Raw genomic sequence first — 20062 nt, forward strand, 5'->3', positions numbered from 1 at the left:
GCGCGCGGTCTGCTCCGCAGACACGACGCGGTGTCGCTACGCGACACGAACGGCGCTACGCGCCGAACCCCCCGGGCTCCGCCCGGAGGTTCCCGGACGTCGTCCGGAACGGGCTGCCACTCCGTGGCAGCCCAACTGACCTACGCTCCGCGCAGGTCAGAGCCCCCGACCGCTCCGCGATCGGGGGCAACGACGCAGCAGTGAGAGGAGGGGGTCGGGGGTGGCCGAACGGTCGGGCCGCCCAAACGAAGTGACGGAGCGTCAATCACTCCCCCGTACGTCAAAACTGACGGCCGGATAGATTCTGGGATGACAGCCTACCCCCACCCCACCACGGAAGCCCTGAATCGAGAATGCGTCAATTCCCGGCCCGGATAGATTCTGGGATAACAGGCGAGGTCCCCTGCGCTATCGGTGAAATACCGGAGCGGCTCCCGCTTGAAACGCTTCCGCGTATTCATCGAATGCTTCCACGGCGCTCCGCAGTGAACTCATTGTGCCGTATTCCTGGTCCGGCATTTCGCGGCCCTCGCCGAGCACCTCCAGGGCGCGGTCCGGGTCGGTGACGTAGCCGAGGACGCCGGAGGCGTCGACCGCCCACACGCGGGCGCCGTCCAGATCGACGTCCCACGGGGCGAGCAGGTGGCCGGCAGGACACTCGAACAGACCGTCAGGGAGGGCCCGGAACTCGGCGCCCGGAGGGCGGCCCCGGGGTGCCGTGCAGATTTTGACTCTGTTGTCGATCGACAAAAAGTGACAAAAGGTCTTCATTTGGCCGCAAGAAGATTGGGGGGGCCTCTGCACTTCTCGACAGTCTCCTTGCGTGAATGACTCCATTTCGTCTGTTCGCTCTTCACTGGCTTCGACTCGCTGGAAGAATGGAATTGCATTTGCCGCTTCTGGCGAGAAAGGGTTCTGTAATGCTACGCCGAATTCTGATGTCTGTGGCCGCGTTCTGGTTCGCAGTTGCGGGAACGCTGGCCGGGGCTGGTACTGCATCCGCTACGCCCACTAATGGTCAGCAGGTCAGTGTCTGTGCGACATATACCTATTACTACAGGTCCGTCGTTCTCATTGGTCACAATCAGAACGACGAATATCTCATCCAGCCTTTCAAGCTATACCAGGCTAACGGGGATCCCTATAACTGGTGCATGAACGCCTACGACGTCGAGTCGTGGTGGTGGAAGGGCGACATGCAGGTCAACTGGTACGACGACGCGGGCAATTACAAGGCCAGCGACTATTTCTACGTCTCTCCGACGAGTGACAGCTCGTACCCGTACGTCTTCCACCGCTACTGAGTAGAGTCCCGCAACAGACCTTCAGGTCCTCGGTTTTGCTAAGTCGCTGCCCGCCTTGCAGCCGTAGTCGGCCTGCTTGCTGGCATCCTGCACCACGACGTAGAGGACACACCGGACCTCCGTGACGACGCGGACCGTGTCCATCAACACGGTCCGCGTCATGCATTGCGTGAGGGCGGCAGGCAAGATCCGTGATCAGGGGTTCGCAGCGCGCCTAGCTCTATAGTTGACCGCTTCTGCCAACCCCCCGGAAAGCTATCCACCCGTAGGTCGATCGTACCGGGTACCCGGTAAATGGTTGCGGGCCATCCGCGCACGCTCATGCGGCGAATCCGATGGTGGTGACGTATTCGTACTGGCCCCACTGGGAGCCGAGGTCGACCACTGCGTCATCGACCCAGGCGGTGTCCAGCGCGTCGTCGTCGCCGGCGGCCCAGGCGGCGACGATCCGGTCCCAGTGCCGCACGTTCAGCGTCCGGTACTCCACGGGCCGCTGGTGCGGGCGGGTGACCTGTGACTGGTTGAGCGGGTGGAACTCCACGCGGGTGCCGCGGCCGTCGCGGTTGAGGCGGGCCAGGAGGTAGCGGGCCACGTTCTCCCGCCGCACCGCCCGGTACGCCCGCTCGATCGCCGCGAGGTTCGCGCGGGAGGGTGAGCGGGTGCCGGCGAGCCAGGCCCGGATCGTGCGGGGGGTCGCGGTGAGCCCGGCCTGGCGGGCGGCGGTGCGGGCGTGGTCGGTGCGGGTGAGGTAGTGCAGGCGGGCGAGCAGGCCGCGCCGGGCCGTGATCGGGGTCGCGATGTACCCGGCGAGGGCGTCCAGCTGCCGCGCGACGGCTTCATGGCCCTTGATGCCGCGCGCGCCGAACTTGCCGAAGTCGAGGTTGCGGTCGGGCATGTCAGGCCTCTTCCGGGGTCACGTCGGTGGCGTCGCCGACGGTGTAGACGTCCTTGACCTTGACCTCGGTCACGCCGCGCCCTTCGGGGAAGACAGCGCGCCAGTCGCCGGCGACGTGCAGTTCGTCGGTGCCCATGGCACGGACCACCACGAGGCCTTCGTCGTAGGCGCGGTGGGCCTTGAGCCACAGGTTCGCGAACGCCTGGGAGCGGATCAGGTGCATCCAGTCGCTCCTGTAGAGCTCCCGGTTGTAGTTCGACTCGCCCATGGTCGAGACGAACTTCGAGTACATGGCCTTGACGTACTCCAGCGTCACGTCGTCGCCGTCGGCGATCGCCCGGTCCCGGGCGTCCTTGAGGGTGATGCGGAACTTCTCCAGCAGGCCCTCGGTGGCCCCCGACGTCCACGACTCGTGGATCACCGGCGCCTCGCACAGCCCGTGCTTCGGGCCGGAGATCCGCAGCAGCAGGCGCAGGGTCGGCTCCGTCACCCACAGCGGGCCGGGCTCGTCGCGCTGGCCGATCGGGTTGGGGAGGCAGGCGTCGTGGTCCCAGTCGGGCGGGGTGATCAGGTGGATACCGGCCCGGCGCCGGTCGTGCCGGCCGCCCTCGGAGTGTTCCAGCTGTCCGAGCGGCAGGTGCGTCTTCAGCGCCGACAGGTACGCCCCGTTGACGTCCAGCGCGGTCACCTCGTGGGCGCCGGCCGGGAGTTCGGGGCGGGTCCACTTCGGGCGGGCCTCCCAGATCTGGTCGGCACCGCGCGCGGTCTGCTTGCGCAGCACGTCGGGCAGCCACGGGTGCGCGACGACGTCGTACCGGCCGCCGAGACGGGCCTGGTCGAGCAGCGCCATCGCGTCCGGGATCGCCCGCTTCACCAGCGCCGCCGTCGCGTCCGCGACGTCCCCGCCGTGCTCGGCGAGCGCGGCCGCGACCGCTGCGGGGATCCGTCCGGCGAGCGGGTCGGGGGCGTCGGCGGGCCGTACCCGGCGCCCAGCCGCAACCACCCTCACCCCCCGCGAGTCCTGTCCTGGCCCGCCGGCACGGCCGCGACCACGCTGCACCCCAGCCGCGGCCGGTGCGGCTGCCGGTGTCGGTTCCGGGACCGGCTGCTCGGCCGCCGGCGCGCCGGTGCACTCGGCAGGGTCCAGGTGCTGGGGGAAACCGGCGACCTGGTGGCGGGCCGGCTGCCCGCACAGCACGCACGGCTGCGCCACGGCCAGTTCGTCCTGGTCGCCGTCGTCCTGGCTCACCGTCTGCCCGGCATCCGCGACAACCTGGGCTTCGGGTTCGTCGACGGGGGCCTCCCGGGCCGGGTCGGCGGCCAGCTTGGTCCTGGCCCCGTCAAGGAAGTACGCGTACTTGACCCTCGTCTCGCCACTCGGGTCCCGTCCGGACTCCCAGCCTGCGACCGTGGAGGGACTGACCCCCAGAGCCTGCGCAAGCTGGGCACGTGAGAGGTCCAACTCCTCACGCAGGATCCTTCGTTCCCCGACAGGCGGCAGCGGGACCTGCTTTCCGGCCCCGGCCAGCAGAGCGTCGATCGCACCGAAGTCCGTCATCACACGCCTTCCCCGGCAGCCGCAGGACGCCGGGTGCCGGCCTGATGACCAGGGATGCGGCGCCGCGTGGAGGGCAGCGCCTCCGTTGCCCTAGTGGGTCCCCCGAGGAGTTCCAGGACGTCAATGCCGTAATGCGCGGCGACAGCCTCACAGTCCGCCAACGTCCAGGCGGCGATGCCGCGCTGACGACGGCTCACCTGCGCCTGGCTCACCCCCAGGACAGTCCCCAGGGCGGACTGCGACTCACCGGTCGCGTACAGGAGCGCCGCCACCGCCGACCTCACCCGCTCTTCGAGCCCCATACCCATAGAGCCAATCTAATCACTCATCTCTCACTTTCTATTCGCACAGCGCATTATTGATCATGAAGGGCGACTCGGCCGAGGGCCGGGTACGCGTGCAGAACGTCGGGCCTGGGCAACCCTCGGGCCGCCGCTGCCCCGTACGACCGACTCATCGGCCAGGCCTCCCAGCAGAGGGGAACTCGCTGTCGTGGCGTCGGCCGGGCGTCAGCAAGACGGCGAGGGGGGCGGCCGCGGCCGGCCCCCTCCCCGAACGCATCCGCGTCCCGCGAACCGGCCCCGGCCGGCCACGTTGCAGGCCCGACCAGGTCATCGCGGACAAGGCCTACAGCTCCCGCGGCTTGCGTGCCTGCCTGCGCCGACGCGGCATCGCACACACCGTCCCGGAGAAGGCCGACCAGCGTCGGCACCGGCACGACCGCGGCCGTCGGGGCGGGCGGCCACCGGCTTTCGACCAGCGGGTCCACCGCCAACGCAATGTGGTGGAACGCTGCTTCAACCGCCTCAAGGGCTTCCGCGGAATCGCCACGCGATACGACAAGACCGCCACCTCCTACGGAAGCAGCGGTCAGCCTCGCGTCATTCCTGCTCTGGGCAGGATCCGTTTGAAGACGGCCCCTGGAGGACCGCCGCCGGCCGAAAATCCCCGCGAAGTCCCCACCGGCCGAACGGATCAAGAAAATTCCGGCGAACCGGCAGGCCAAGGGGCTCGTGGCGTCCGGCGCCTGCTTGTCCGTCACGTACAAGGGGACGGCACGGGGCCGGCTGGCTGTGAACATCATCGAGTGCTGAGGGGCGGATCTGCCGCGGCCGACCCGCCGGTCCGCGGGGCTGTGTGGCCGCGGGGGCCGCGCGCGCGTCGCGAGGTGTGGTGCGCCTGATGCCGAGGCCGATGTGTACCGCTCACGGACCGCCCTGGTCCCTGCCGAGTTGCTCGGCGAAAAGGGCCCAGCTGTGCGCGTAGCCCTGCGCGAGTCTCGCCATGGCGTGCACACAGTGCGGGGGCAGGCTGGCGGCGATGCTCTCCCTGTTCCTGATGAAGGCGGCGCTGACGTCGAGCAGCCGGAGCACGGAGCGCCCGGTGTCGTTCAGCCGCAGGGACGGGTCGCGCCGCAGGGTGTCGAGAACGTCTCCCAGTTGCGGCACGGACCCGGGCCCGGCGGGTCCGCTCGGCTGCGGCGCCGGCTGCCGGCGCCGGGGGGCCTGCCCGGAGGCGGACGGCTCCTGCAGGACCGGGCTCTCCCCCCGCGCCATCCGGTCCCGTACGTCGGACACGGTGGTCGGGGAGACACCGGCTTGCCTGGCTATCCGACGCAGCGAGGCGCCGGGATCGCGGGTGAGCAGCTCGGCGGCGAGCGTCCGGCCCTGCGCGGGGTCGAGGGGGCGGACACGCCCGTCCCGGCCGACGCGTTTGCCGGTACGGGCCGCGTCGCCGAAGAGCTCCCGCCGGATGTCCGACGTCTTCGTCGCGGACAGCCCGGCGATGGCCGCCACCGGCCGGTCGGCCCAGTGCGGATGCAGGGTCAGGATCTGCCGTGCCGCCGTGACGCGTTCCTCCAGCGACAGCGGGCGGCCGTGCTGTACGTTCAGCGCCACGGCCAGCATCCGGCCCTGCGCCTCGCTGCCCTCGAAGTAGCGGGCGTCGATGTGCGTGCACCCGCGCAGTCGTGCCGCCAGGAACCGATGGATCCCGTCGATCACCGTCATGGTCGCGCGGTGCACGAGTATCGGTGGCAGCGGGCCTTCCGATGCGGCGAGTTCGCGTGTGTAGTGGGGACTTTCGACCGTGCTGCGCGGCGATCCCGCGACCGTGAGCCGGCTCAGTGCGACGCTCTCGGCCGAGGTGCGGCCCAGCATGTCGCGGAGTTCCAGCAGGTGCTCCGCACCGATCCGTTCTGTTGAAGCTTGCATGACAATATCGGGCAGCGGTTCCACCACCGGCCCCTACTGCCGGCCCGAGTCACCCTGCGAGGTCAGGGCACCCTGAGGGGTCGGGGCACCGGTCAGGGCCTGCCGGCCCGAGTCCGCCCGAGCGGTCCCCGTGGCGGGCGTGCGCTGCCAGCCCGAGTCCGCCCGGTCCGGTCCGGTGAGCGCCGGGCCGACGGGAACGAACCCCTGCACCGCGCCCGCCCCCAGCAGACCCGCCACGGCCACCGCTGCTCCCAGCAACTTGATACGTCGCATCGTTGTCTCCCCCAAAGCTTGTGTGTGAGTCAGGTTCGGCCGGCCGGTGACTGAAGTCTGGCCGGGCCCCGGTGGGGGGAGAAGGGAGTTCGGGGCGGGCAAAGCGGCCATGACCGCCTCAGGACACCGGCGGCCCGTGCCGCCCGAACCCGCCTATTCCTCGTCGACCTGCAGGAGCGGCACCTCGGCGCGGACCAGTTCCCAGTCCCCGAGGGCCGGTTCGGCGACCACCGCCCGCTCCCAGATCCGGCGCGCGAACGACTCGGCCCGCTCCAGGGTGGCCTCCTGGAGGTACAGGCCGACGATGGGGTAGGGCTCGGCGAGGGAATGCACGACCACATGAGCCACCCCGGGATGGCTCGCGCCGCCGGCGACCACCGAGGCACACTCGGACGGCAGCCGCGCGCCCAGGCGTCGCGGCGAAAGGTGAATGTGGACCAGATATATCATTTCAGGCATACGGTGAGTGAAGGAATGATCGGAAGGGGCGGCTAGGCCCTGGTCAAGTCCGCTTCCGGGTGTATATCGCCCGAAAGGCGGTTCGGTAAGGTTGCGCCCCGGCCGCTGAGGCCGAGTTCGCTGAAGTGCCAAGGGGGAACCGATGCTCAGTCGTCTAGGGATCAGCCTGACCACCGAAGCCGTTTACCGAATGATGCTGGCTCACCCGAAAGAGAACATTGCCCACTGGGCGGCCCGGCTGGACATATCCGAAACCGCCGTGCGGGACGCTCTTGATCAGCTGAGCGAACTCGCGCTTGTCCGCCCGTGCACAGAGGACCAGAGCCAGGTGCGTCCAGTCAATCCGCTCCTGGGTTTCGAGGCGCTGCTCGCACGCCAGCAGGCGGATCTGGCGGCACAGCAGCAAAAACTCGAGGAAAGCCGGGCCGCCATCGCCGAGGCCATTTCCCGATACGGCCAGGAGTACGCGGTCAGCAGTGGCGGCGGCATTCAGTACATCGAAGGCGTCGAGGCGATCAGAGAGCATCTGGAACTGCTCAACGCCAAGGTCCAGGACGAGTTCTTGACGTTCGCGCCGGGAGGCGCCCAGACTGCTGCCAACATGGCCGCCTCCCGCCCGCTCAATCGCCGGTTGCTCGACCGCGGGATCAGAATGCGGACGGTCTATCTCGACAGCATCCGGCATGATCCACCGACCATGGCGCACGCGGAATGGCTGGAGAGCCTGGGGGCGCGAATCCGTACGGCTCCCAGCCTGCCCAACCGGATCATCGTCATAGACCGCCGGACCGCGCTGGTGGCGGCCGACAGCGGCAATACGGCGGCGGGGGCCGTGCTCATCGACAATCCCGGAACCGTCACGTTGATGTGCGCGCTCTTCGAAAGCGTCTGGCAGGCCGCCGAACCGCTGAGCGCGCGTGCCGCGCCGCCTTCCGGCGGGCTGAGCAGACAACAGGCGGAAGTGCTGCGGCTGATGGCCCGCGGCAACACCGACGAGTCCATTGCGAAGAGCCTCGGAATCTCGGACCGCACCGTGCGCCGGATCGCCGCCGGCCTCCTTGAGTACCTGGACGCGCGCAGCCGTTTCCAGGCCGGTGCGCACGCCGTTCAGCGCGGCTATCTGCCCGCCTCACCCGAGTAGGGCGGCAAGGTGTCCGACTGCCCGCCGCGAGCGGTTGAACGGTTCCGGGGTCGACGCTCGGACAAAATCCTCGGTATCCGGCCGCTTGGTGCGCAGAAACGTTCATCTTCCCTGCAGGAGGACCGTTTCATCTGCTGGAATCGAGGCCGACGAGGGTGAGTTGACGCTCCCTCCGGTACCCGAGACGAAACTGGGTTGTGTGTATGACATACGTAGAGGACGAGATCCGGCGCATCAGGCCTCGTCAGTTCCACGAGAGCACCGGCGTGGCGGACTGGCGGGTCGTGGGCGAGGGGGCGTGTGCGTGCTTCCGTGCCCGGTCCTTCCCGGACGGCGCCCGGCTGGCGCAGGCCATCGGTGAACTGCCCGGCACCGGACCGGGCCGTCCCGACATCGACCTGCGCGGGGACGGCGTCTTCGTCCGGGTCATCACGCTGACCGACGACTTCTTCGGGCTGACCGAGCGGGACGTCGAACTCGCGCGGGAGATCTCGGCCGTGGCGCGGCGGCTGAAGGCCACCGCCGACCCGTCCGCCGTACAGACCGTCCAGGTCACGGTCGACGCCCTCGGCGGGCCGGCCGTGGTCGCGTTCTGGCGGGCGCTGCTCGGCTACCAGGACCGGGCGGGCAGCCCGGAGGACCTGATCGACCCGAACCGGCGCGGCGGTCCCTTCTACTTCCAGGAGCTGGACCGGCCGCGTCCGCAGCGCAACACCGTGCACGTCGACGTCTGGGTGCCGTACGACCAGGCCGAGGCCCGGATCGTCGCGGCGATCGCCGCCGGCGGACGGCTCGTCAGCGACGCGCAGGCGCCGGGGCACTGGGTGCTGGCCGATCCGGAGGGCAACGAGGCCTGCGTGGGTGTGGCCGGCTGGACCGGCCCGGAGCCGAAGTCGGGCTGAGCCCGCGGTGCCGCAGGGCACCGGAAGGCGGGGGAGGCTCCGGCGCGGACGTTGCGCCCGGTCCTCCCCCGCAGTCGTATGTCCCCTCTAACCGATGGCCCGGGTGATGGCGGCGATCACCTGGTGTTCCGCCGGTCCGGCGAAGAAGTGGCCGCCGGGCACCAGGTCGAGGCCGAAGGCGGCGGTGGTCTCCGTGCGCCAGCCGGCCATCCGTTGCGGTGTGGCCGAGAAGTCCTCGGTGCCGGCGAACGCATGGATCGGCATGTCCAGCGGGACCTCGTGGCGGGGCGCATGGCTGCTGAGGACCGTCAGATCGGCCCGGAGCGTCGGCAGCAGGGCGCTCAGCAGGTCCGGCTCGGCCAGGATCTCCTCGGGGGTCCCGCCCATCGCCCGCAGGTATCCCTCCAGGCCGTCCTCCCGCCCCTCCCACTCGAAGGTGCCGTTGTCGGTGCCGGGCGCGGCGTTGGCCGCCAGGAACAACTGGCGCGGCTGCGGCATCGCCCGCTCGCGCAGGGTGTGGGCGAGTGCCCAGGCGACCCGGGCGCCCATGCTGATGCCGTAGCAGGCGAACGGCCGCTCCAGCAGTGGTTTGACCACCTCGATCAGGTCGTCGAGGAGCGGCTCGATCCGGTCGTACGCCGGTTCCCGGAAGCGGTCCGTGCGGCCGGGCAGCTGGATCGCGACCGGTTCGATGCTGCTCGGCAGCAGGCGCGGCCACTGCCGGTACATGGCCGCGTTGCCGCCGGCGTGGTGGAAGCACAGCAGCTGGATGTCGGCTGTGCCCTCGCGCCGGCCGAACCGCTTCAGCCAACGCCGTTCCTCGTTCGGCGGCTGCCCGTTCATGTTCCGCTCCCAGGGACCGAGTCGCTCGGAAATGGCATCGGTCAGCTGCTCGCCACCGCGTCGCGGCGCGCGCTGCGGGGTCGCAGGTCGGTCCAGTTGGCCTCGACGTAGTCCAGGCAGTCCTGTCGGCCGGCCGCGCCGTGCGCGACGTTCCAGCCGGCCGGCACGGCCAGGTCGGCCGGCCACAGGGAGTGCTGGTCCTCATCGTTGACGAGCACGAAGAAGGTGCCCTCGGGGTCATCGAACGGGTTCACGGAAACGACTCCTTACCCGGAAAGCCGGATTACCCGGAAAGCCGGAAGTCCTGAGCGATCGGCATGCCGCGGCGGCGGCGCGGCCAGCTCGGCTGACCGGACTGTCACGTTACTAAGAGTGGCCGCACAGGCCCCGTCCCGTGAATCGAGGACGCCCGCCGACGCGGGGTGGCGACCTATGGTTCCGCGGAGGCGGCCGCCTGCCCTGCCTCGTGCCGGAACGGCCCGGCGGGCCCTGCGACCGCCGCGCCCAGCTACCGCTACGGGATAGGCATCGTTTATGGACATCGCCATCGCCAAGCTTGAGGCGTGGATGCGCGACTACTACCACAAGGTCGACCACGACATCGGCAGCAGCGGGGTGCGGGATCTGACCATGGCCGAGCTGCGCGCGATCTGCGGGTTCGAGCTGTCGGAGCTGGACCCCATGGTCTTCCACGACAGCGAGAGCTACGGCGGCAGCGGGCTGCGTGCCGCGCTGGCCGACCGGTGGACCGGCGGCGACACCGACCGGCTGATGGTCACTCATGGTTCCAGCGAGGCGATCTATCTGGTCATGCAGCTGCTGCTGGAACCGGGCGACGAAGTGGTCGTGGTGGATCCCGCCTACCAGCAACTGCACGACATCGCCGCCGCGCGTGGCTGCCGTGTCACACGCTGGCCGCTGGACGTGACCGACGGGTTCGCCGTGGATCTCGCACGGCTGCGGGAGCTCGCCCGGTCCCGTCCGCGGATGATCGTCGTCAACTTCCCGCACAACCCCACCGGGATCTCCATCACGCCGGCCCAGCAGAAGGAGCTGGTCGCGATCGCCGAGGAGGCGGGCGCCTGGCTGGTCTGGGACCACGCCTTCGGTGAACTCACCTATACGGCGGACCCGTTGCCGCTGCCGACCGGGTACGACCGGGCCATCGTCTGGGGCACCTTCTCCAAGAGCTACGGTCTGGCCGGGCTGCGGGTGGGCTGGTGCCTGGCCCCGCCGGACCTGCTGGCCCGGATGGCGCTGCTGCGCGACTACATCGCGCTCTATGTCTCACCGGTGCTGGAGTTCTTCGCGGAGCACGCCGTCCGCAACGCGGACCGGATCGTGGCGCTGCAGAAGGAACACGCCCAGCGCAATCTCCGGCTGCTCACCGACTGGGCCCGCAGCGCGCCCGAACTGGTGCGTCTGACCCCGCCGGACGGCGGGGTCACGGCCTTCGTCGAGTTCCCCGGCCAGCCGGACGTCGAGCGGTCCTGCCGCCGGCTGGCAGAGCAGCACCGGGTGCTGCTGGTGCCGGGCGGGTGTTTCGGCGACGCCTACCGCAGCCATGCCCGGCTGGGCTTCGGCGCCGCGGCCGAGGAGCTGACGACCGGCCTCTCTCTCCTGGAACGAGTGCTGCGTGAAGACGCAGGGATGGTGGTGAATCATGGTTGACCTGCAGAGCCGTATCGCGGCCCTGTCCCCGCAGAAGAGGGCTCTTCTCGAACAACGGCTCGCCGAACGGACGGCCGCGCACGCGGGTGGCTCCAGGGAACGGATCGAGCCCCGCGACCGCTCGCAGCCCACCCCGCTGGCCTTCCAGCAGGAACGCGAGTGGGCCATCGGGCGGTTCCGGCCCGCCAACAACATCCCCGGCGCGTTCCGCGTCGAAGGAGCCCTCGACCTCGGCCTCCTCAGCCGGGTCCTGACCGAGGTCACCGAGCGGCACGAGGTACTGCGCTCCACGGTGGAGCTGCGGGAGGACGGTCAGCGGGTGCAGGTGGTGCACCCGGTCACGCCGGTTCCCACGCCCGTGACCGACCTGTCCGGTCGCACGCCCGAGCAGCAGAGCGAGGAGGTGCTGCTGCGCTGGAAGGCCGAGGTGGTCAGGCCGTTCGACCAGGCGCACCCGCTGCGGCTGCGGACCTCCCTGCTGCGGATGGCCGAGGACAACCACGTCGTGCTGATCACCACCGACCACGCGGCTGCGGACCTGGTGTCCGTGGCCATCCTCGTCCAGGAGTTCGCGGCCCTTTACGCGGGCCACCAGAACGGTGTCGGCAACGTCCTCGCGCCGCTCGACATCCAGTACGGCGACTTCGCCGCCTGGCAGCGCGGGTTCGGCGAGCAGGGCGTGGCCGCCGAGGTGGAACACTGGCGCAAGGCGCTGGACGGCATACCGGGGGCGCTGACCCTGCCCAGCGACCGGCCGTTCCCGGCCCGGCCGACCTTCGCCGGCGCCGCGCACTTCGTGGATCTGCCGGCCGACTTCGCCGACGAGCTGCGCCGGTTCACCGAGCGGGAGAAGGTCTCGCTGGGCGTCGTCCTGCTCGCCGCCACCTCCGTGCTGCTGTACCGGTACCTGGGCCAGGACGACATGGTGATCGGCGAGATCGTCTCCGGTCGCAGCCGGGCCGAGGTCGAGCGCCTGATCGGCTGCTTCGTGACCGCGCTGCCCCTGCGGATGCGGCTGGCCGAGAAGATGAGCCTGCGCGAGGTCGTGCAGCAGGCCCGGGGCACCGTGCTCACCGCGTACGACCACCAGAACCTGCCGATGGAGCGTCTGATCGGCGAGCTCGGCCTCGGGCACGAGGCCTCGCAGACGTCGATGAGCCACATGTGGATCGACGTCCGCACGCCCGAGAGCGCTCTGGAGGTGCCCGGGCTGCGCATCGCCCAGGAGCCGATCGAGGTCAACGTGGCAGCCGCGCCGCTCACGCTGGACGCCAACCCAAGCGCCGAGACCCTGCAGTTGCAGTGGATCTACATGACGGAGATGTTCGACACCGACACGGTGGTGCTGTTCGCCGAGCAGTTCGACCGGATCCTGCGCCGGCTCGTCGAGGCCCCGGACACCCCGGTCGGCGAGGTCGACCTCGCGGCCGCGCCGGCCGCCCCCGTCCGGGAGCCCGCAGGTGCCGCCGAGCCGGGCTTCGTCGAGCTGTTCCGGCGCCGGGTCACGCTGACCCCGCACGCCCCGGCCGTCATCGTCGACGGCACGGCGACCAGTTACGCCGAACTCGACGCCGCAGCCGACCGGCTGGCCCGCCGTCTGGGCACGCTGGGCGTCGGTCCCGAGACCCGCGTCGGCATCCTGGTGGACCGCTCGCCCCGGCTGGCGTCGGCGATCCTCGGTGTGCTGAAGTCCGGTGCGGCCTATGTGCCGCTGGACCCGGGGTATCCGCCGGAGCGGATCGCGTTCATGCTGGCCGACGCGGACGCCCGGGTGCTCGTCACCGAGCAGGGCCCGGCCGCGGCCCTCACCGCCGGCGGCGTGGCCCTCCCGGAGCACAGCGTGCTCCTCGACGGCGCCGCACCCCTGCCCGCCGGGGACACCTCCGCCGGTCCGCCGGCCGCGCCGGCCCCGGACTCGGCCGCGTACATCGTCTACACCTCCGGGTCGACCGGCCGTCCCAAGGGCGCCGTCGTCGAGCACCGTTCGCTGGCGACGTTCGCCCGGGACGTGGTGGAGCGGCTGGGCCTGGGCGCGGGCGACCGGTTCCTGCAGTTCGCGTCGCCGAGCTTCGACGTGCTGGTGGAGGAGCTGTTCCCGACCTGGCTCGCCGGTGGCGCGGTGGTCGTCCCGACCGGCCACATCATCAGCGGCCAGGTCGACCTCGTCGAGCTGATCGGGCGGGACCGCCTGACGGTGATGGAGCTGCCGACCGCGTACTGGCACGAATGGGTGCGCGAGCTCGACCGCACCGGCCGCGAACTGCCGGAGTGCCTGCGCCTGGTGATCATCGGCGGCGAACGGGTGCTGCCCGACCGGCTGGTCATGTGGCGGCGGCTGGGCGTGCCCCTGATGCACGTGTACGGCCTGACGGAGACCACCGTCAGCTCGACCTTCTTCCGCCTCGACCCCGCGGACCCGGTCCACGACTGGCCGAACCTCCCGATCGGCACCCCGCTGCCCTCGGCGGACCTGCGCGTCCTCGACCGGCGGCTGCGGCCGGTGCCCATGGGCGCGACCGGCGAGCTGTACATCGGCGGTGTCAGTGTGGCCCGCGGCTATCTGGGCCGTCCCGGGCTGACGGCCGGCCGGTTCGTCGCCGACCCCGTGCACGCCGGCGAACGGCTGTACCGCACCGGCGACCTGGTCCGGCAACGGCCGGACGGGAACCTGGAGTTCGTCTCCCGGGTCGACACCCAGATCAAGATCCGCGGCTTCCGGGTGGAACCCACCGAGATCGAGTCGGTGCTGAACCGCCATCCGCGGATCGCCGAGTCCGTGGTGACGCTGTACGAGCCGGCCCCCGGCGACCGGCGCCTGGTGGCCTATCTGGTCCCCGACGCCGAGGGGACGCTCGGCACCGAGGAGCTGCGCCGGTACCTGGAGCGGGAGCTGCCCGCGTACATGGTGCCGTCGGCCTTCATCGAGCTGGACGCGCTGCCGCTGTCGCCCAACGGCAAGGTGGACCACAAACGGCTGCCGTCCCCGGAGGGCCTGCGTCCGGCCACGGACGAGGAGTACGTCGCTCCGCAGACCCCGATGCAGCTGCGTCTGGCGGAGATCCTCAAGAGTGTCCTGGGGGTCGGCCGGATCGGCGTCCACGACAACTTCTTCGAGGTGGGCGGCGACTCCATCCTGGCGATCCAGGTCGTCGCCCGGGCCCAGGAGGAAGGCCTCCACCTGTCCCCGTACGACCTGTTCACCAACCCCACGGTCGCGGCCCTGTCGGAGGTGGCGACCGCGGGACCGGCCGTCGACGCGGACCAGGGCGATGTCACGGGGCCGGTGCCGCTGGCGCCCGCGCAGCGCTGGTTCGCCACGGCGGGCAGCCCGGAGCCGCGGCACTGGAACCGCTCCGTCGTGCTGGAGCTGCCGGACGCGAGCGAGGAGCGGACGGTACGGGAGGCGGTCGAGGCGCTGCTGGGCCATCACGACGGCCTGCGTCAGCGGTTCCTGCTGTCCGGAGCGAAGACCAGGGTGCGGATCGCACCGCGCGGCGACGTGACCCCGTTCGAGGTGCACGACCTGCCGGGTCCCGATGGGGCGGACCGGGACGGCCGGCTGGCGGAGATCCGCGCCGGACTGCACCGCGGGCTCGACCTCGCGGTGGGTCCGCTGCTGCGTGCCGCGCTGGTCCGTGGCGGTGGGCAACGGCCCGACCTGCTGGTCCTGGTGGTGCACCGGCTGGTCGCCGACGAGGCCTCGGTGCGGATCCTGACGGAGGACCTGACGACCGCCCTGCGGCAGCTGGGGGCGGGCGAGCAGGTCCGGCTGCGGGCCAAGACCACCTCGTGGCAGTCCTACCAACGGCGGCTCGCGAAGTACGCCGCAACCGACGAGGTGCAGACGCAACGGCCGTACTGGGAAGGTCTGTCCGCGCCGGGCGGATTCCCCGCGGACGGTCCGGCCGGCACCCTCGCGGACGAGCGGACCCTGACGGTGACGCTGGACGCCCCGGTGACCGCGGGGCTGCTGCACACCGTCCCCGAGGCACTCAGCTGCCGTACCGACGAACTCCTGCTCGCCGCGCTCGCGCGGACCCTGCGGGACTGGAGCGGGGCGGACCGGCAGTTGATCCATGTCGAGCGGCACGACCGGGCGCCGGTCTTCGACGACGTCGATCTCGGCCGGACCGTCGGGGCGCTGACCCGGATCCATCCGGTCGTGCTGTCCGCCGAGCCGGACGGTTCTCCGGAGACGACCCTGCGCAGCACCAAGGAGACCCTGCGGGCGGTGCCGGCGAACGGCACGGGATGGCAGTTGCTCCGCCAGGACGCGCGGCCGCTGCCGGACACGCCGGCGGACCTCCTCTTCGGCTGGCTCGGCGAGGAGAGCGGCACGACGGCGGCCGGTCAGGACGCGGACCCGGCGACACCGCGGCCGTACCCGCTGCAGGTCCGTGCCTCGGTGCGCGAGGGCAGGCTGGCGGTCCGTTGGTCGTACCACGCGGGCCGGTACGAGGAGCGGACGGTGGCGCGGCTCGCCGACCGTCTGCTCGGCGAACTGCGTCAGCAGGCCGAACTGCACCTGCACGCCGAGGGCGCGGCGCACACCCCGTCCGACTTCCCGTTGGCACGGGTGGACCAGGCACAGCTCGACGAACTCCTCGGCCGGCTCTAGGGGCCCTTCCCGGATGTCCCCGGCGGCCGCCGGGGACACCGGCGGTCCCCCCGCCTTCAGCCCGACAAGGAGGGCAGCAATGGACTTCAGTCTCTTCTTCTTCGCCGACTCAGGCGGCAGCGCGGCCGAGGCCGACAGCTACCGGCTGCTGCTGGACAGCGCGCGGTTCGCCGACACCCACGGCTTCACGGCGGTGTGGACGCCCGAACGCCATTTCCACTCGTTCGGCGGTCTGTACCCCAACCCCGCGGTCACGGGCGCGGCGGTCGCCGCGGTCACCGAGCGGGTGGGCATCCGCGCGGGCAGTGTGGTCGCCCCGCTGCACCATCCGGCGCGGATCGCCGAGGAGTGGTCGGTCGTCGACAACATCTCCGGCGGACGGGTCGGCGTCTCCTTCGCCTCCGGCTGGCACGCCCGCGACTTCGTGCTGCGGCCGGAGAACTACACGGCCCGCAAGGACGCCCTGCTGGAGACCGTCGACACGGTACGCCGGCTGTGGCGCGGCGAGCAGGCCGAGTTCCCCGACGGGAACGGGGAGAAGCGGGCCGTACGGATCTTCCCGGCGCCGGTGCAGCCGCAGCTGCCGGTCTGGATCACCAGCGCGGGCTCTGCCGACACCTTCGAGAGCGCGGGCCGGCTCGGCGCGGGGGTGCTCACCCATCTGCTCGGGCAGGACGTGACGGCGCTGGCCGAGAACATCGCCCGGTACCGGCAGGCCTACGCGCAGACGCGCGGCGACGGCTCCCGGGGCCATGTCGCCCTGATGCTGCATACCCTGCTCGGCACCGACCGGGACCGGGTGCGTGAGCAGGTGCGCGAGCCGTTCACCGACTACCTGCGCAGTTCGGTGGACCTGATCGTGAAGGCGGCCTCGGGGCTGCTGCCGCCGGGACTGGACGTGAACCGGCTGCCCGAGCAGGACAAGGAGTTCCTGCTCGCCCACGCCTTCGACCGCTACTTCACGACCAGCGGCCTGTTCGGCTCCGTGCCGGACGGTGTCGGCACGGTGCGTGCGCTGGAGGCGATCGGGGTCGACGAGGTGGCCTGTCTCATCGACTTCGGTGTGCCGCACGACGAGGTGCTGACGTCGTTGGGCCACATAGCCGAACTGCGCCGGACGCTGGCGGCCTGACGCACCGGGTATGGGTGTGGGCCCCTCCGGCGGAGGGGCCCACACCCATACCCGGTGCGTCGAGCCGGGCGCTCAGCAGACCTTGTGGATCCAGGTGAACGGGTCCGGCAGCAGCCCGTACTGGATGCCCAGGAGTTCCTCGCGCAGCCGCATCGTGACCGGTCCGGGCTCGCCGTCGCCGATGGTCCAGCCGCCCGATGCGCCCCGTACCCGGCCGACCGGTGCCATGACGGCGGCGGTGCCGCAGGCGAAGGTCTCGGTCAGCTCCCCCGCCGCACTCTGCTCACGCCACTGGGCGGTCGAGATACGGCCCTCGCCGGCCTCGATGCCGAGCGTGGGCGCCAGCCGGATCAGCGAGTCCCGGGTGACGCCGGGCAGCAGGGTGCCGGTCAGCCGCGGGGTCATGATGCGGGGCGGTGCACCCTCGGGAGCGTGCACGAAGAAGAGGTTCATGCCGCCCATCTCCTCCACCCAGGTGCGCTCGGCGGCGTCGAGCCAGACCACCTGGTCGCAGCCCCGCTCGGTGGCCTCCCGGGAAGCCGCGAGCGCGCCGCCGTAGTTGCCGCCGACCTTGGCGAAGCCGGTCCCCCCGGGTGCGGCCCGGGAGTAGTTCTCGCTCAGCCACACGGTCAGCGCCCTGGGCCGTGCGCCACCGCCGAAGTAGGCGGCGGCCGGTGAGGCGATGACACAGAAGAGGTAGCTGGTGGAGGGGTGGGAGAAGCCCAGGCCCCGCTGGGTGGCGATCATGAACGGCCGCAGATAGAGACTGGTGCCCGGCGTGGTCGGCACCCAGTCCTGGTCCTGGGCCGCCAGCAGTTCCAGCGCCTTGACGAAGACCTCCTCCGGCATCTCGGGCATCGCCATGCGGCGGGCGGACGCGTTGAACCTCGCCGCGTTCACCTCGGGCCGGAACAGCACGACGGCCCCGTTGTCCTGCCGGTAGGCCTTCAGGCCCTCGAACAGCTCCTGGCCGTAGTGGAGCACCGACGTGGCCGGGTCGAACGTGAACGAGCCGTACGGCTCCAGCCGGGCGTCGTGCCAGCCGCTGCCTTGCGACCACCGCATGGTGACCATGTGGTCGGTGAAGTGCACGCCGAACCCGGGGTCTGCGAGGATCGCCTCCCGCCGGTGTGCGGGCACCGTGTCCCGGGCCGGAATCATGTCGAAGTCGATAGTCACCGCTGGCCTCCTGGCAGGGGGATACGAGAGGTCACGGGCCGTCAGGCCCCCGGGGTCAGAGGCTTGGCGCGGTGGCGCACCGTGCAGGGCAGGGCGGCGAAACCGCGCTGGTGCGGCGAGTGCACCCGCCGGGAGTGCGCGAAGTCGATCTCGTAGCCCTCGACGACGGCGCCGATCTCCTCCAGCGCGATCCGCATCTCCAGGTTGGCGAGGGCGGATCCCAGGCAGTGGTGCGGGCCGCGGCCGTAGCTGATGATCTGGCTGGTGTCGCGGTCGAGGTCGAAGCGGTCGGCGTGCGGGAAGACCCGCTCGTCGCGGTTGCCGGAGGCCGGCAGCACCGCGATCCGGGCCCCGGCCTTGAGGTCGACGCCGTGGATGACGGTGTCCCGGGTCACGGTGCGGGCGGTCATCTGGCTCGCGGAGTCGTAGCGCAGGGTCTCCTTGACCCAGTCGCCTGCCCGCCCGTTCAGCCCCTGGTGCTGTATGTCCGGGAGCAGCCAGCCGTGGTACCAGGCGTTGCCGATGGTCTTGCCGGTGGACTCGTTGCCGGCGCTGATCATCAGGAAGAGGAAGGCGACGATCTCCGAGTCGGTGTGCTTCGCGCCGTCGACCTCGGCCTCGATCATCGTCGTGGTGACGTTGTCGCCCGGGTGGCGCCGCATGTGCTTGACCAGGTCCACGAAGTAGTCGGCCAGCCGCAGTGCCGCCGCCACCGAACTCGGGCCACGCTCGTCGGAACCGTCCGCACGCTGGTTCAGCTGGTCGGTGTCGGCGCGGATCTGGTCCCAGTCGTCGGCCGGGACACCGAGCATCTCGCACAGGACGTCGTTGGGCAGGGCGGCCGCGTACTCGGCGGCGAAGTCGAAACGCTCCAGGTCCCGCAGCGGCTCCAGGCGTTCGCGGGCCAGTTCACGGATGCGCTGTTCCAGCACGTTCACCCGGTTCGGGGTGAACATGGAACCCACCAGGCCCCGGTGCGCGCCGTGCTCGGGCGGGTCCATGGCGAGGAACAGACTCGTCTTCACCGCCTCCGGTCCCCAGAGTTCGGGTTCGAGGGAAATACCGTTGCGGTTGGAGAAGAGCGACGCGTTGCGCAGGACGTCCTTGACGTCCGCATACCTCGACACCGCCCAGAAATCACGTTCCTCGTTCCGGTAGAGCGGTGCGTGCTCACGCATCCAGGCATAAGTGGGGTACGGATCCGAATGGATCTCGTAGTCGAAAGGGTCGTAAGCCCGCACGTCCGGGGCTTCCTCGACATCTTCCTGCTTGGTCAGACTGTTTGTCCCCATGAAAGTAACTCCAGTGCCAGGCCGAGAGAGATCCGAATCGAACCTAGGACCCGGTGCAACGCGCGTCGCGTCCCGGGAATCGGGGGCAGCCCGCCGCGGCGCGGGTTGCCGGCCGAAGCGGGGGAATCGGCTCTTCGAGTCAAGCCGCAGGTCAGCGTGTAATTCGGCGTGGCCTTGACGGGGAGCGGGCGGCCCGTGCGACCCGTCCCGCGAGCACCGACGTCCAACGTCAATACCTGTCGGGCGAGTTGTGGATCTGATAGAAATTGCCGCCATCATGACCACGTGACCACCGGTCCGGGCATCGCGGTGCAGACTCCGTCGCGGTCCCGGTCCGCACGAACGGGGGAAATGGGAATGACGAGCACTTCTGCGATGCCGCGAGCCGCACGCCCGGCTCGTGGGCGCAGGTCGGCCGGCGGCTCCGGCCGGGCGGCCCGCTAGGCGGCCCGAAACAGCAGGATCCGTCCGTCAGCCGGGAGTTTCCGTACCGACCCGGCCGGTAGCCGAGTCTTTTGTCTTCCGACCTCCTTCGGATACCCCTGAGGACACGACGCCACATAGTCCGCGGCGGCGCACAAT

General features: G+C 70.6%; 18 protein-coding genes and 1 pseudogene. 7 read left to right on the plus strand and 12 right to left on the minus strand.

Going from position 1 to position 20062, the window contains the following annotated elements:
* Window positions 1-408: 408 nt before the first annotated feature.
* A complete protein-coding gene (locus ACIRR9_RS45630; RefSeq protein ID WP_403764944.1) occupies window positions 409-750 on the minus strand; it encodes a hypothetical protein in 342 nt (113 codons plus the stop codon).
* 404 nt (window positions 751-1154) lie between these two features.
* On the opposite strand from ACIRR9_RS45630, the gene ACIRR9_RS45635 reads away from it, so the two are divergent.
* The gene (locus ACIRR9_RS45635) at window positions 1155-1304 is read left to right on the plus strand and encodes a hypothetical protein (protein WP_403764946.1); all 150 of its coding nucleotides are present in this window, start codon (window positions 1155-1157) and stop codon (window positions 1302-1304) included.
* A gap of 21 nt (window positions 1305-1325) precedes the next feature.
* On the opposite strand, the gene ACIRR9_RS45640 is transcribed toward ACIRR9_RS45635, so the two are convergent.
* The 4 genes from ACIRR9_RS45640 to ACIRR9_RS45655 all read right to left on the minus strand — a co-directional run bounded on the left by ACIRR9_RS45640 (window position 1326) and on the right by ACIRR9_RS45655 (window position 4065).
* Window positions 1326-1466 (minus strand): hypothetical protein, encoded by a 141-nt coding sequence (locus tag ACIRR9_RS45640; RefSeq protein WP_403764948.1) that lies wholly within the window; start codon window positions 1464-1466, stop codon window positions 1326-1328.
* Window positions 1467-1623: 157 nt separating this feature from the next.
* Window positions 1624-2199 carry a transcriptional regulator gene (locus ACIRR9_RS45645; protein ID WP_403764950.1) on the minus strand — a complete coding sequence of 192 codons (576 nt, stop codon included), beginning with the start codon at window positions 2197-2199 and terminating at the stop codon, window positions 1624-1626.
* A 1-nt stretch (window position 2200) separates the two neighbouring features.
* Window positions 2201-3757, minus strand: coding sequence for a helix-turn-helix transcriptional regulator (locus ACIRR9_RS45650; RefSeq protein WP_403764952.1), 1557 nt, complete (start codon window positions 3755-3757; stop codon window positions 2201-2203).
* Window positions 3757-4065 (minus strand): helix-turn-helix domain-containing protein, encoded by a 309-nt coding sequence (locus ACIRR9_RS45655; RefSeq protein ID WP_403764954.1) that lies wholly within the window; start codon window positions 4063-4065, stop codon window positions 3757-3759. The genes ACIRR9_RS45650 and ACIRR9_RS45655 overlap by 1 nt, the downstream gene beginning before the upstream one ends.
* Window positions 4066-4313: 248 nt before the next feature.
* Here ACIRR9_RS45655 and ACIRR9_RS45660 point away from each other — a divergent pair.
* Window positions 4314-4668, plus strand: a pseudogene (locus tag ACIRR9_RS45660) (transposase); the annotation flags it as partial.
* Window positions 4669-4962: 294 nt separating this feature from the next.
* Here the strand turns inward: ACIRR9_RS45660 and ACIRR9_RS45665 are convergent.
* The 3 genes from ACIRR9_RS45665 to ACIRR9_RS45675 form a co-directional block, all read right to left on the minus strand.
* Window positions 4963-5970 carry a ParB N-terminal domain-containing protein gene (locus ACIRR9_RS45665; protein ID WP_403764956.1) on the minus strand — a complete coding sequence of 336 codons (1008 nt, stop codon included), beginning with the start codon at window positions 5968-5970 and terminating at the stop codon, window positions 4963-4965.
* Window positions 5971-6003: 33 nt separating this feature from the next.
* Entirely contained in the window at window positions 6004-6243 is a 240-nt protein-coding gene (locus tag ACIRR9_RS45670) for a hypothetical protein (protein ID WP_403764958.1), read from the minus strand.
* Window positions 6244-6396: 153 nt separating this feature from the next.
* Window positions 6397-6702 (minus strand): hypothetical protein, encoded by a 306-nt coding sequence (locus ACIRR9_RS45675; protein ID WP_403764960.1) that lies wholly within the window; start codon window positions 6700-6702, stop codon window positions 6397-6399.
* A gap of 142 nt (window positions 6703-6844) precedes the next feature.
* Between ACIRR9_RS45675 and ACIRR9_RS45680 the strand changes: the two genes are divergently transcribed.
* Both ACIRR9_RS45680 and ACIRR9_RS45685 read left to right on the plus strand, forming a co-directional pair.
* Window positions 6845-7843, plus strand: a complete 999-nt coding sequence (locus tag ACIRR9_RS45680) for a LuxR C-terminal-related transcriptional regulator (protein ID WP_403764962.1) — start codon at window positions 6845-6847, stop codon at window positions 7841-7843.
* Window positions 7844-8046: 203 nt separating this feature from the next.
* Window positions 8047-8745, plus strand: a complete 699-nt coding sequence (locus tag ACIRR9_RS45685; protein WP_403764964.1) for a VOC family protein — start codon at window positions 8047-8049, stop codon at window positions 8743-8745.
* Window positions 8746-8832: 87 nt separating this feature from the next.
* On the opposite strand, the gene ACIRR9_RS45690 is transcribed toward ACIRR9_RS45685, so the two are convergent.
* Both ACIRR9_RS45690 and ACIRR9_RS45695 read right to left on the minus strand, forming a co-directional pair.
* Complete coding sequence (locus ACIRR9_RS45690; protein ID WP_403764966.1) at window positions 8833-9588, minus strand: thioesterase II family protein; 756 nt, start codon at window positions 9586-9588, stop codon at window positions 8833-8835.
* 41 nt (window positions 9589-9629) lie between these two features.
* Window positions 9630-9842 carry an MbtH family protein gene (locus tag ACIRR9_RS45695; protein ID WP_384577769.1) on the minus strand — a complete coding sequence of 71 codons (213 nt, stop codon included), beginning with the start codon at window positions 9840-9842 and terminating at the stop codon, window positions 9630-9632.
* 280 nt (window positions 9843-10122) lie between these two features.
* On the opposite strand from ACIRR9_RS45695, the gene vioD reads away from it, so the two are divergent.
* From vioD to ACIRR9_RS45710, 3 genes are all read left to right on the plus strand, one after another.
* Window positions 10123-11259 carry a capreomycidine synthase gene (vioD, locus tag ACIRR9_RS45700; protein ID WP_403764968.1) on the plus strand — a complete coding sequence of 379 codons (1137 nt, stop codon included), beginning with the start codon at window positions 10123-10125 and terminating at the stop codon, window positions 11257-11259.
* Window positions 11252-15877, plus strand: coding sequence for an amino acid adenylation domain-containing protein (locus tag ACIRR9_RS45705; RefSeq protein WP_403764970.1), 4626 nt, complete (start codon window positions 11252-11254; stop codon window positions 15875-15877). Before vioD ends, ACIRR9_RS45705 begins: the two co-directional genes overlap by 8 nt.
* Window positions 15878-15956: 79 nt before the next feature.
* On the plus strand, window positions 15957-17009 hold the full coding sequence (locus ACIRR9_RS45710) for a MupA/Atu3671 family FMN-dependent luciferase-like monooxygenase (protein ID WP_365345251.1): 1053 nt from the start codon (window positions 15957-15959) through the stop codon (window positions 17007-17009).
* Between the two features lie 72 nt (window positions 17010-17081).
* Here ACIRR9_RS45710 and ACIRR9_RS45715 read toward each other — a convergent pair whose 3' ends face one another.
* Window positions 17082-18170, minus strand: a complete 1089-nt coding sequence (locus ACIRR9_RS45715; RefSeq protein WP_403765060.1) for a branched-chain amino acid aminotransferase — start codon at window positions 18168-18170, stop codon at window positions 17082-17084.
* Between the two features lie 59 nt (window positions 18171-18229).
* Window positions 18230-19480 carry a cytochrome P450 gene (locus ACIRR9_RS45720; protein WP_403764973.1) on the minus strand — a complete coding sequence of 417 codons (1251 nt, stop codon included), beginning with the start codon at window positions 19478-19480 and terminating at the stop codon, window positions 18230-18232.
* Window positions 19481-20062 lie beyond the last annotated feature (582 nt).

Origin of the sequence: Streptomyces sp. NPDC101234, assembly GCF_044767525.1 — a bacterium.
GTDB classification, from domain to species: domain Bacteria; phylum Actinomycetota; class Actinomycetes; order Streptomycetales; family Streptomycetaceae; genus Streptomyces; species Streptomyces sasae.

Coding starts and splice junctions, on each gene's coding strand:
- ACIRR9_RS45635 (WP_403764946.1), top strand. CDS start 1,155: ATGAACGCCTACGACGTCGAGTCGTGGTGGTGGAAGGGCGACATGCAG.
- ACIRR9_RS45640 (WP_403764948.1), bottom strand. CDS start 1,466: ATGACGCGGACCGTGTTGATGGACACGGTCCGCGTCGTCACGGAGGTC.
- ACIRR9_RS45645 (WP_403764950.1), bottom strand. CDS start 2,199: ATGCCCGACCGCAACCTCGACTTCGGCAAGTTCGGCGCGCGCGGCATC.
- ACIRR9_RS45650 (WP_403764952.1), bottom strand. CDS start 3,757: ATGACGGACTTCGGTGCGATCGACGCTCTGCTGGCCGGGGCCGGAAAG.
- ACIRR9_RS45655 (WP_403764954.1), bottom strand. CDS start 4,065: ATGGGTATGGGGCTCGAAGAGCGGGTGAGGTCGGCGGTGGCGGCGCTC.
- ACIRR9_RS45665 (WP_403764956.1), bottom strand. CDS start 5,970: ATGCAAGCTTCAACAGAACGGATCGGTGCGGAGCACCTGCTGGAACTC.
- ACIRR9_RS45670 (WP_403764958.1), bottom strand. CDS start 6,243: ATGCGACGTATCAAGTTGCTGGGAGCAGCGGTGGCCGTGGCGGGTCTG.
- ACIRR9_RS45675 (WP_403764960.1), bottom strand. CDS start 6,702: ATGCCTGAAATGATATATCTGGTCCACATTCACCTTTCGCCGCGACGC.
- ACIRR9_RS45680 (WP_403764962.1), top strand. CDS start 6,845: ATGCTCAGTCGTCTAGGGATCAGCCTGACCACCGAAGCCGTTTACCGA.
- ACIRR9_RS45685 (WP_403764964.1), top strand. CDS start 8,047: ATGACATACGTAGAGGACGAGATCCGGCGCATCAGGCCTCGTCAGTTC.
- ACIRR9_RS45690 (WP_403764966.1), bottom strand. CDS start 9,588: ATGAACGGGCAGCCGCCGAACGAGGAACGGCGTTGGCTGAAGCGGTTC.
- vioD (WP_403764968.1), top strand. CDS start 10,123: ATGGACATCGCCATCGCCAAGCTTGAGGCGTGGATGCGCGACTACTAC.
- ACIRR9_RS45705 (WP_403764970.1), top strand. CDS start 11,252: ATGGTTGACCTGCAGAGCCGTATCGCGGCCCTGTCCCCGCAGAAGAGG.
- ACIRR9_RS45710 (WP_365345251.1), top strand. CDS start 15,957: ATGGACTTCAGTCTCTTCTTCTTCGCCGACTCAGGCGGCAGCGCGGCC.
- ACIRR9_RS45715 (WP_403765060.1), bottom strand. CDS start 18,170: ATGATTCCGGCCCGGGACACGGTGCCCGCACACCGGCGGGAGGCGATC.
- ACIRR9_RS45720 (WP_403764973.1), bottom strand. CDS start 19,480: ATGGGGACAAACAGTCTGACCAAGCAGGAAGATGTCGAGGAAGCCCCG.